Genomic DNA, 12,152 nt, shown 5'->3' with positions numbered 1-12,152 from the left:
AATGGATACAAAAGCTTTTAAGCGCAGCCTGCAACATTCAGAAAATTACAATCGCAAGGGCTTTGGTCATCAAGCAGAAGTTGCCACCCAGTTGCAATCTGAGTATCAGAGTAACTTGATTCAGGAAATTCGCGATCGCAATTACATCCTGCAACGGGGTGATGTGACAATCCGACTAGCACAAGCTTTTGGCTTTTGCTGGGGTGTAGAACGGGCTGTGGCCATGGCCTACGAAACTCGTCAACACTTCCCCACAGAACACATCTGGATTACTAACGAGATTATCCACAACCCTTCTGTAAATCAGCGAATGCAGGAGATGGAAGTTGAATTCATCCCCATTGAAGGAAAGAATAAAGACTTTTCTGTTGTTGGCACTGGGGATGTAGTGATATTACCTGCTTTTGGGGCTAGCGTTCAAGAAATGCAGATCCTTCACGATAAAGGCTGCAAAATTGTTGATACAACTTGTCCTTGGGTATCTAAAGTTTGGAATACAGTAGAAAAGCACAAAAAAATCGATTATACATCAATAATTCACGGTAAATATAAGCACGAAGAAACAGTCGCTACTAGTTCCTTTGCTGGCAAGTATTTAATTGTGTTGAATTTGCAAGAAGCAAATTATGTTGCTGACTATATTCTTAATGGTGGAAACCGTGAAGAATTTCTGACAAAATTTGCTAAAGCTTGTTCAGCAGGATTTGACCCCGATCGAGATTTAGAAAGAGTTGGCATTGCTAACCAAACTACAATGCTTAAAGGTGAAACTGAGCAAATCGGGAAACTTTTTGAGCGGACTATGTTGCAGAAGTATGGCCCCACCGAGTTAACTCAGCATTTCCAAAGCTTCAATACCATCTGTGATGCCACCCAAGAACGGCAAGATGCAATGTTGGAATTAGTGGAACATAATTTAGATTTAATGGTAGTAATTGGTGGGTTTAATTCATCGAATACTACTCAATTGCAACAAATTGCTTTTGAGCGAGGAATTCCTTCTTATCACATTGATACTGTTGAACGAATTAAATCAGGAGATTCTATAGAACATCGACAATTAAATGGGCAATTAATGACTACAGAAAACTGGTTGCCAGATGGTGAAATTGTCGTGGGAATTACTTCTGGTGCTTCTACGCCAGATAAAGTGGTGGAAGATGTGATTGAGAAGATTTTTGCAGTTAAAGCAATAGCAGCAGTAGTTTAAATTGTCGGGGCAATTCATGAATTGCCCCAGAGCGCGTGTAGTTTTGCGTAATTCCTAAATAAATTACTTCTGAGATATCGCTCGTAAACTGTAACCACCAGATTCTCCCGCTTCAAAAGTGTTAGCCAACAGATAATAGACACCATTTTCTGGTAGAGTCACAGTCAATCGAGCATTAAAATTATTTGGGGAAATGTCGTCATTTTCTGCTATGAGTCGTTCTTTAGCAGGAAGCAGCAAGTACAAGTGAGGGTCTATTTGGTCACTATCCATCTCAATAGTTATCTGTTGACCTGCTTTACCTTCAAAGACATAAGTGTGAAAATAGCTATTATTTGGTAAAGTGCGATCGCCATTTTTCAGGCTTGCTTGTAGAACTTTACCATTCATGGGTAAATCCGTGTCTTCATTATTAGTAGGTTGTTTACGCCCACTTGCTAACTGAGCATTACCTTGTTCTACGGCTACCAAAAAAGGCTGGATTAATTCAGTAGGAATTGCAAAACTAATACCAATAAATCTTTTTATTTCGGTGTCATTGAAAATTGCACTATTAACACCAATTACTTGCCCATTAGAGTTGAGCAATGGCCCTCCAGAATTGCCAGGATTAACGGCTGCATCATGTTGGATTAAGCCCAATTTTTTATCAATGCGACTGATCACACCATAGGTTAAAGTATTTTGCAATTCCAGACTCAGGGGAGTACCAATAGCATAGACAGATTGACCTACTTGTGCTGAACCAGGTGTAGCTAAACGCAGGTAGGGTAGATTTTTTTGATTGCGAATCTTGAGTGCGGCTAAATCTAAACCTCCAGATCCAAAACCAACCACATCAGCTAAAACTTGTGTACCATCAGCCAGTACTATTGCAACAGTTTTAGAACTATCTTCGACAACGTGAGCATTAGTTAAAACTAGACCATCTGGACTTACAATAAAACCACTACCATGTCCGAAACCAGTAGCGATCGCAACTACAGCCGGACTAGCTTTTGCATATAGCTGAATCCGGTTTTGTTCTTCAGAATTTTCGGCGACAAGAATAGTTGATTTGATTTTTTCAGCCTGTTTACCTAATAAAGTAGGTTCACATTCTTGAGGGCTTTTGGCAATAGCAGGTAGTTGGCAACCAAATAAACTACTAATACAAACTCCCCCAATAACAGTTGTCAAGATTGCTGAAGTTCCTATTGTTAAAAATTTTCTGTTCATTTTTCAACCATCCTTAATAAGTGAAATAACCTTAGTAACAAAAAAATCCGCATGCTTTATGCTCAGAGGTTGTTTGAAAAGTGGTTGGCTGTAATTTTAGGCACTTACTGATCCCCCCTAACCTCCCTTAAAAAGGGGGAAGAATCAAAGTCCCCCAATTTATCGGGGAGCCACTGCGTTGGGCGGGTTCCCCGACTTGAAGCACGTGGCGTGGATTTAGGGGGATCTAAAACTTTTTGCTACCGATAGGAGGACTTTTCAAACATCCTCTCAGGAGACGGTTTCAAAAATTGTTTTTTCCTACTCTTCTCTGCACCTCTGCATGAGACATAAAATATTTAACTTCTTCTACTAACAAGTATCTTATTCTGATCCACCGAAGCAACTCGCAATTTGAGAATAAATTCACCAATGGAAGATATTACACTATTTGAGTGAAGTTTTTTTCAACATTAAGCTGATATAGGACTACTATTTGATCTTCAAAAAGATACGTAGGGTGTGTTAGCGACAGCGTAACGCACCAAATCCTTACGAATGGTGCGTTAGGATGAAATCCGTAACGCACCCTACAGTACCTAATTTTGTTCAAAAATCAAATAGGAATCCTATATGCAGCTAAATTGCATAACACAAAAACGTCAAAATATTGTAGTATGGGCATCTTGCCCGCATCGCATATACAAATTAAATACACAACAGCTTATCAGCTTCAGTTTCGCTAACAGACTTCAGTCTGAGGCTACTCCTAGACTCCCAGAGAGAGGTTTAAGGGAGGTACAAACCCCGGCGGCAAGCTTTAAAAATTAAGACGCTACAGGAAGCCACTTTAGTATTCAGAGTTCAGGAATACAGAGAATATCGATGAGGTCACGCATTGACTTTACCAGTGCTATATTTAGAGACAATATCAATTCATAATACCCTGCGGGAAACTGCACTTCGCGCGTCTAAGTAATTAAGAAAGTTATATTTGAATGGCTGCAAGAGATATTTTTCATGGTGCTGTTAGAAAAGGGCTAGAGAAAGAAGGTTGGGTGATTACAGATGATCCTCTAGAAATTGAAGTCAGTGGGGTTGAAATGTACATAGATTTGGGTGCAGAGGCGATATTAGCAGTTGAAAGAGCCGGAGAGAAAATAGCGGTTGAGATTAAGAGTTTTCTTGGTGCATCAAATATTTACGAATTTCATACAGCATTGGGTCAATGTTTCAACTATAAAATTGCTCTAGAGATTCAAGAACCAGAACGAGTTTTATACTTGGCTGTTCCTTTAGGAACTTATAGCAGCTTCTTCGCATTGCAATTTATTCAAATTGTTATTCAACGCTCTCAACTAAAGCTAATTGTTTACGATCCGGTGAATGAGGTGATTGTAGAATGGAAAAATTAGAGCAATATCGAGGTTATATTCAAGAATTATTAGCAGCTTATGCTAGTCGAGGTTCGTCAAAAAGTGAAATAGAAAAACAAGTCCTTTTTGATACTATTCACGATCACTATCAATTAGTCTACGTAGGCTGGAAAAATCGACGACGGCAATATGGCTGTGTTTTGCATCTAGATATCAAAAATGGGAAGATTTGGATACAATACGATGGGACTGAGATTGGCATTGCTAATGATTTAGTAAAATTAGGAGTCCCAAAGGAAGATATTGTTTTGGCATTTAATGAACCGTTGGTAAGGCAATATACGGGATTTGGTGTGGGTTAAAAAGGCTAGAAGCACTGCCTATTGCTGTTATTAATTTGTTTGGTTATAAACACAAACTATTGCTTTGTTCGCAATACTTGAATACTAGGATGGGAAAGGAGTTTTCGCGCCTCATCAATTAGGTGTGTTCCCCAAAGATTTTGCTTGAGAACCTCGACATCAGCAAAGCTTTTATCTAAATGCAAAGCGGCTTTTGCCATGTTTAGAGCCTTTTGTTGCTCACCTTTGGCATATAAAGCAACTGCTAATGCCATTTGTGGTTCTGCTACACTACCATTAATCTGAACAGCTTTTTCCCACTGCCCAATTGCTCCATCTACATCTCCATTTTCGTATTTGATATAGCCAATATTGATGATAGCTTCTATAAATTTTCCATCTTTAGCGATCGCTTGGTTGTAATCTGCTAATGCGGCATTATCATTTCCTTGTTTTTGATAGACAACACCCCGTCCAAAGTGAGCTTGTGGATTATTTGGCTGGAGTTTTATCGCTTGATTAAAATTGGAAAGCGCAGTCTGATAATCTTTTAATTGAACGTAAATCTCACCTCTCAGTGAATAAGCCTCTGCATTATTTGGCTGAAATTTTAGCACTTGACTATAATCAGAAAGTGCCCCTGGATAATCCTTCAACTGAGAGCGAAGACGACCCCGAAAGGAGTAGGCATTGACATTATTTGGCTGAAGTTTAATCGCTTGACTATAATCAGCGATCGCTGCTTGATAATTTTTACTTTGAATGTAAACATTCCCCCTGAGAGAATAGCCATCAGCATTATCAGGCAAGAATTTAATCACTTGATCTAAATCAGCGATCGCTCTCTGATAATCTTTCAATTTATAGTAGACATCATACCGGAGTAAGTAAGCTTTTGCATTATTAGGTTCAAGTTTAATGGCTTGATTATAGTCTGCCAGTGCAGCTTTGTAATCTTTTAACTGAACGTAGATACCAGCCCGTGAAGAGTAAGGTAAAGCGTATTTAGGTTGCAGTTCAATGGCTTTAGTATAATCAGCCAATGCTCCTTGAAGGTCATTCAAATTTTCGCGTACTTCACCCCGGGTTTGATAGGTGAAGAAAACATTTGGTTGACGTTGAATTTGTTGCGAATAAAGTTCAATGGCTTTAGTGTAATCAGTCTGCGCTCCTTGAGAGTCATTCAAGTTCTTACGAATACGACCCCGACGGTAATAGTAATCTGCATCATCAGGCTGAAGTTGAATCGCTTGATTAATATCAGCTAGCCCACCTTGATAATCTTTTAATTCTTTACGGAAATCACTCCTAATTTGATAGTTGCTAGCATTGCTAGGATCAAATTTAATCGCTTGATTAATATCCCCTAACCCTCCTTGATAATCTTTAAAATCGTAGCGGACACGAGCCTTCATTCCGTATTGTATGGCCAGAGTCAGATTCTGGAATGGCCCATTTTCCAATACCTCAGAATTCGAGGAGAGTTTAATTGCTCGATCTAAATCTGCTAATGCCTCCTGATAATCTTTCAACTCGTAGTGTATAATACTTCTGTCAAAGTAGTAGGAATGATTTTCACGTTCGAGTTTGATTGCTTCATTAATATCAGAGAGCGCTCCTTGATGATCTAGCAACAGAGTATTACGGACTCCACTTCTACAATCGTATCCTCCAGCATTATCAGGTTCAATTTTAATAGCTTGATTACAATCAGCTAACGCATTCTGAAAATCACCAAATTGAATGCGAATATTACCCCTACCTATATAGCCATCAGTAGAGTCAGGTTCGAGTTTAATAGCTTGATTGTAATCTGCTAAAGCCCCCTGTTCATCTTTCGCTACTGTGCGGATATTACCCCGTATTAAATAATTGTTTGCATTGTCAGTTTCTAGTTTAATAGCTTGATTGTAATCTGCTAAAGCCCCCTGATTATCTTTAGATGATGTACGAATAATACCCCGGTCTATGTAGTAGTTAGATAATGGCTTAATCTCAATTGCTTTGGTCATCGATGCTAAAGCCTCTGGGTAGCGCTTTAAATGCATCAATAGAAAGCCGCGTTCTATATAAAGGGAAACTTCTTCACTGTTGTATTCAATTGCCTTGTCAACTGTTGCTAGTGCTTCTGGATATTTTTTTAATTTGTACAGCACCTGTGATTTCATATCCCAAGCTTCATCACTGTCTGGTTTGATTTTGATTGCTTGCTCGAAAGCTGCTAAAGCTTCTGGATATTTTTTCTGTGTATCTAGTGAAAGAGCAATAGCAAAATAAGCTTCATAAAAATCTGGTTTTAGCTTAATTGCTTGTTGCAAAGCTGCCACTGATTCAGGATATTTTTGTAATCGCCATAATTGATTACCATAATTGAGCCATTCATATTCATTAGCATTTTGTGACGGCTTTTGGGCAACAAATAAAGGATGATTTTTCAGTGCATTAATTTCTGCGTCTGTGAGTTTTGGGGGTGCTTTAATTACTACTTTTAACAGTTCTGGTTTCAAGCCAGATTTTGTCGCTATACCCAAAATGCTATTACTTGGCACTCCTAAACCTAATCCTAGTTCAACTTGAGCAGTTGTTTTGTTTTCACTAGCTGTATTAATGCCAATTACTTGTCCCATTGCATCTAATACTGCTCCCCCACTCATTCCTGGTTGTGTCAGATTTGTGTAACTCAACTCATAACCGACATCAACCACAAAATTTAAATAATCGAGGCTGTCTGCACGGGCTAATACTAGGTCTTTTCGCTGAAGTGCACCTGCTGTAAATTTCCGTTTTCCGCCATCTTTTCCCGGAAATCCAGATAAGAATATCCACCTATTTTTGTTTGAAGAGTATAAGTTATATTTAGCAATTGTGGCAACTGAATAAGTTTGATTGCTTGTGAATTTAACTAGCGCTGCGTCTAACCCCTCTGGCTTGAATATCTTATCTGGCTGCACTGCATATCGCTTGCCATCTGGGGTAATAATTTGATGTTGATATGAATCCTCTACCACATGACGTGCAGTAACTACATAATAAGTGTTTCCTTGTTTAGCAATTATTACTCCTGAACCATTTCCATTCTGTTCTTGATGATTTTTATCTTTAGATTTCAAGTCAATTCGCACGGTAATTTGTTCGGCAATGTTATTAATTTTATCTACAAATGTATTACCTGATGTTGGTTTTTGAGCTTGTTGCTGATTACGCCATTCTGGAGGGATAATTACTAAGTTTGGTGCAACTTTTGCTAAAGTTTGAATGGGAACTGCAAAACTCAGTTGTCTCAATTGCTGAAGTTGTTCTGCATTCGGTTGAGTTCCATCTTGATAAGAATAAGCATCAGTTAAAATGGCATTGTTTGTTAATCCATTTATCCCGATCAATTCACCAGATTGATTTAATAAAGCGCCTCCACTCATTCCTTGTCTAACTTTGTTGGTATAACCAATTTGATAACCACCAACTAATGGTTGAGTAGATAACAGGGAGATTTTGCCATTACTGATAACTAATTTTTTGCTATCATCAGGAAACCCAGCAGCAAATACTTCTTGATTTTCTGATACATTTGAGGTGCTAGCTAAAGCTACGATTTGATAGTTTTCTTGGGATTGAAACTGCAAGATGGCTAAATCATTACCTTTTAAAGAATCACCTTTACTAATAACTGTAACTGTATATATTTTGTCATCAGGTGTTTGAATTCTATAACTTCCCTTATTGCTGATAACATGGGCATTGGTAAGGACGGTGTAAGTTTGCCCTTGTTTACTAATTAATACTCCACTTCCACCCTTGCTGTTACTCAATACTTTGACGGTGATGGCTTGGGCTAGTTGACGAATTCCTTCTGAGGATAGAGAGTTATTTGACAATACAGAAGTAGATTTATTAGCTACTTGTTGGGGTTTCGCAACGTAGGCGTTAGGGAGTATGAACAAACTACTTAAAATGGCGATGAGAATTTTTTGAGAATGATTCATAATTACAAGTGGATATTTAATCTGTAGTAAATTTGTAATTAGTTTTAAATCTAAGTTACTGTTTGATAAAAGCTTGAATACTAGGAGTTGCCAAGAGTTTTCGCGCCTCATCAATTAAGCGCGTCCCCCAAAGATTTTGCTTGAGAACCTCGACATCAGCAAAGTTTTTATCTAAACGCAAAGCGGCTTGTGCCATGTTGAGAGCCTTTTGTTGCTCACCTTTGGCATATAAAGCAACTGCTAATGCCATTTGTGGTTCTGCTAAACTGCTATTAATCTGAACAGCTTTCTCCCACTGCCCAATTGCTCCATCTACATCTCCATTTTCGTATTTGATATAGCCAATATTGATGATAGCTGCTACTAATTTTGAATCTTTAGCGATCGCCTGATTGTAATCTGATAGTGCGGCGCGATCGCTTCCTTGTTTTTGGTAGATAACACCCCGCGAAAAGTAGGCATTGGCATTATCAGGCTGAAGTTTAATCGCTTGACTATAATCAGCTAATGCTCCTTGATAATCTTTTAATTGAACGTAAATATCACCCCGATTTAAATAGACTATTACATCATTTAATCCCAGTTTAATCGCTTGACTATAATCTGATAGCGCTCCTTGAAAATCTTGTAACTCAGAACGGACAATACCCGATAAAAAGTAACTTGCTCCATCCTTTGGCTGTTTGAGAATTGCATTGAGACTATCAGGTAATGTTCCCCGATTCTCTTTTATTAGAAAGCGAGCACCAAGCCGGAAATCAGCTAAACCTCCATCAAAATCTTCTAACTTAAAGCGGATACCAAACCGCAATAAGTAGGCTTCTCCATTATTAGGCTGAAGTTTAATCACTTCATTGTAATCTGAAAGCGCTCCCTGATAATCTTTCAAATTAGAACGTACATTGCCCTGCACTAAGTAGATTTGTGGATTATCAGGTTCGAGCTTGATTGCTTGATTCATATCAGCTAGTCCGCCTTGAGTGTCTTTCAATAGATAGTGGCTAGCACCCCGTAAGGCGTAAGCAACAGCGAAGTCAGGCTGGAGTTTAATTACTTGATTAGCATCAGACAGCGCCCCTTGATAATCTTGCGACTGAAAGCGTATAGAACCTCGTGTTAAGTAGCTAAAATAAAAGGGCTGAATCTTAATCGCCTTATCAATTGTTGCTAGTGCTTCTGGATAGCGTTGTAAGTTAAACAATATCTCAGTACGTTGTAAGTAAAGACCTAAGTCGTTAGCACCGTACTCAATTGCCTTGTCAATTGCTATTAAAGCCAAAGAGTATTTTTTTACACTTAATAGTACAAGACTTTTAAATTTCCAAGCTTCATAATAATCAGGTCTCAGTATAGTTGCTTGATCAAGGGCAGCTAAAGCTTTTTCAGGGTCATTACCTCCACTTCCTAGCACTAAACCAAGGGCATAATGAGCTTGGTAGAAATTTGGTTTACGCTTAATAATCTCTTGTAAAACAGTTATAGTTTCCGAAAATCTTCTAATACGCCATACTTTATTGGCATATTTTAACCAATCTGATTCATTCGCATCTGGTGATGGTTTTCGGATAGCAAATAAAGGATGGTTTTGCAATAAATCAATTTCTGAATCCTTGACAATTGGTGGTTTACTGCTACTCACTTTTAATGATTCTTTCTTCAGTCCTGCTTGTGTAGCTAAACTCAAAATGCTACTACTGGGTACTCCATATCCAAAACCTATTTGAATCTCGCTGATTTCTGGATTTTCAATCCCTGTATTAATCCCAATCACTTCCCCCATAACATCTAGCACTGGGCCACCACTCATTCCAGGTAGTGACAAATTGGAATATAGCAGCCTATAACCTCGATTCAAGTACCCCTGCAATAACTCATTGCTTTCTGAACGTTGAACTAATGCATCTCCGATAGAAATAAATCCAGGAGTTAATTTTCGATTACCTCTATCTGCTTTGGGAAATCCAGATAGAAATACCCACGATGTTTTTGTATCAGTAAGGGGATCACGAAATGAACGATTATATGTAGAAATCGTGGCGATTGAGTAAGTTTGATTGCTAGTAAACTTAACAATTGCTGCGTCTAATCCCTCTGGCTTGAATATATTATCTGGCTGCACTGCATATCGCTTGCCATCTGGGGTAATAATTTGATGTTGATATGAATCCTCTACCACATGACGTGCAGTAACTACATAATAAGTGTTTCCTTCTTTAGCAATTATTACTCCTGAACCATTTCCATTCTGTTCTTGATGATTTTTATCTTTATATTTCAAGTCAACTTGCACGGTAATTTGTTCGGCAATGTTATTAATGTTATCAACAAATGTATTACCTGCTGGTTTTGTCGCTTGTTGCTGATTGCGCCATTGTGGAGGAATAATTGCTAAGTTAGGCGCAACTTTCGCTAAAGTTTGAATGGGAACTGCAAAACTCAGTTGTCGCAATTGCTGAAGTTGTTCTGCACTAGGTTTTGTCCCATATTGATAGGCATAAGCATCAGTTAAAATGGCATTGTTTGTTAATCCATTTATCCCGATTAATTCACCAGATTGATTTAATAAAGCGCCTCCACTCATTCCTTGTCTAACTTCGTTGCTATAACCAATTTGATAACCCCCAACTAATGGTTGAGTAGATAATAAGGAAATTTTACCATTACTGATAACTAATTTTTTGCTATCATCAGGAAACCCAGCAGCAAATACTTCTTGATTTTCTGATACATTTGAGGTACTAGCTAAAGCTACGATTTGATAGTTTTCTTGGGATTGAAACTGCAAGACGGCTAAATCATTACCTTTTAAAGAATCACCTTTACTAATAACTGTAGCTGTATATATTTTTTCATCAGGTGTTTGAATTCTAGAACTTCCCTTATTGCTGATAACATGGGCGTTGGTAAGAACGGTGTAAGTTTGCCCTTGTTTACTAATTAATACTCCACTTCCACCCTTGCTGTTACTCAATACTTTGACGGTGATGGCTTGGGCTAGTTGACGAATTCCTTCTGAGGATAGAGAATTATTTGCCAATACAGAAGTAGGTAGATTAGCTACTTGCTGGGATGTCGCAGCGTCGGTGATTGGTAGTAGGAAGCAAGTGCTTAAGATGGCAATAATCAACGAATTGAATTGGTTCATTTTTGTATTTAGATAAAATTCCGGCATTCCTGAATATGAATATAAATTTTTATTTGCGCCTCTGCGTGAGTTTTTCATACCTTCAATCTGCAACGCTTTCATCGTGGCGAATTGAGGGTTGATTTTGAAACGCAGAGGGGACGCAGAGTTTTATTTAGCCAAAGTTGATCTTATTCCTTCTCAACGGGGGCTGTTTGCAGAAACTTCTTGATGTCAATTTTGTAGTAGACTGGTTCTTGTTTAGTGCTATGCTCTACTGGTTTAGTAGCACGTCCTCTAAGAGTGTCTTTGAGGCTATCAAGAATTTGTAGAGGATCGTCTTGAGGTCGTAGAGTTAGCAGTGTGGTATCGCAAGCAGCGTCTTCTTTTTTGGCTGTGCAAATCACTGCTTGATTATTGACTGTACCGTTAGTGATATAAGCCAAACTTTGATTGTTGTAAGCAGTCTGGAATCGAGACGATACTTGTTCACACCGCTGTTCTGGGGTAACAGTCTTACTATTAAACCACGCATATCTCCAATGTATAATTGCAATTTTCCCTCGTGATGTCCAAGCATAAGTAGTGGGGACGCGTAGATTAGCTTCTTGGTCGTAACCTGAAGCGCAGATAAAACGAACTTCATCATCAGCTTTCGCTTGACTAGGTATAGAACTGATACAACCAACAGTCAAAGCACAGCCAGTCAATAAAGAAATGATTGGTTTTAGTTGCATAATTTTTCTCCTGAAATCCTGAAAAACAACGCTTTTGGAATAATTGCGAATTAGATATTTTCTCACAACCAGTACAATTAGTACAGATGAAAATCAAACTTGATTCTTAAGATTCATCTTAAAATCAAATTTACACACAACTGCATCTTTGATAAAAAATTCATCTATTTCAGTTGCACAGCTATTA

The 12,152-nt window shown here is 38.3% G+C and carries 7 protein-coding genes; 3 read left to right on the top strand and 4 right to left on the bottom strand.

Going from position 1 to position 12,152, the window contains the following annotated elements; genetic code table 11:
- The first annotated feature begins 1 nt into the window (after position 1).
- Positions 2-1,210, top strand: coding sequence for a 4-hydroxy-3-methylbut-2-enyl diphosphate reductase (locus CDG79_RS05830; RefSeq protein ID WP_094341294.1), 1,209 nt, complete (start codon positions 2-4; stop codon positions 1,208-1,210).
- A 63-nt stretch (positions 1,211-1,273) separates the two neighbouring features.
- Here the strand turns inward: CDG79_RS05830 and CDG79_RS05825 are convergent, their stop codons facing one another.
- A complete protein-coding gene (locus tag CDG79_RS05825) occupies positions 1,274-2,428 on the bottom strand; it encodes a trypsin-like peptidase domain-containing protein (RefSeq protein ID WP_094341293.1) in 1,155 nt (384 codons plus the stop codon).
- Between the two features lie 977 nt (positions 2,429-3,405).
- Here CDG79_RS05825 and CDG79_RS05820 point away from each other — a divergent pair.
- Positions 3,406-3,822, top strand: a complete 417-nt coding sequence (locus CDG79_RS05820; protein ID WP_094341292.1) for a XisH family protein — start codon at positions 3,406-3,408, stop codon at positions 3,820-3,822.
- Positions 3,810-4,145: a XisI protein gene (locus CDG79_RS05815; RefSeq protein ID WP_094341291.1), complete on the top strand. Its 336-nt coding sequence runs from the start codon at positions 3,810-3,812 to the stop codon at positions 4,143-4,145. Before CDG79_RS05820 ends, CDG79_RS05815 begins: the two co-directional genes overlap by 13 nt.
- Positions 4,146-4,201: 56 nt before the next feature.
- Here the strand turns inward: CDG79_RS05815 and CDG79_RS05810 are convergent, their stop codons facing one another.
- From CDG79_RS05810 to CDG79_RS05800, 3 genes are all read right to left on the bottom strand, one after another.
- On the bottom strand, positions 4,202-8,104 hold the full coding sequence (locus CDG79_RS05810) for a serine protease (RefSeq protein WP_189524895.1): 3,903 nt from the start codon (positions 8,102-8,104) through the stop codon (positions 4,202-4,204).
- A 55-nt stretch (positions 8,105-8,159) separates the two neighbouring features.
- Positions 8,160-11,249, bottom strand: coding sequence for a trypsin-like peptidase domain-containing protein (locus CDG79_RS05805; protein WP_189524894.1), 3,090 nt, complete (start codon positions 11,247-11,249; stop codon positions 8,160-8,162).
- A gap of 170 nt (positions 11,250-11,419) precedes the next feature.
- Positions 11,420-11,965 (bottom strand): COP23 domain-containing protein, encoded by a 546-nt coding sequence (locus tag CDG79_RS05800; RefSeq protein ID WP_094341288.1) that lies wholly within the window; start codon positions 11,963-11,965, stop codon positions 11,420-11,422.
- Between the last annotated feature and the right edge of the window lie 187 nt (positions 11,966-12,152).

This window comes from Nostoc sp. 'Peltigera membranacea cyanobiont' 232 (assembly GCF_002245985.1).
GTDB lineage: Bacteria > Cyanobacteriota > Cyanobacteriia > Cyanobacteriales > Nostocaceae > Nostoc.
Note: the sequence above shows the minus strand (reverse complement) of the source record. Positions and strands in the feature narration are given on the sequence as shown.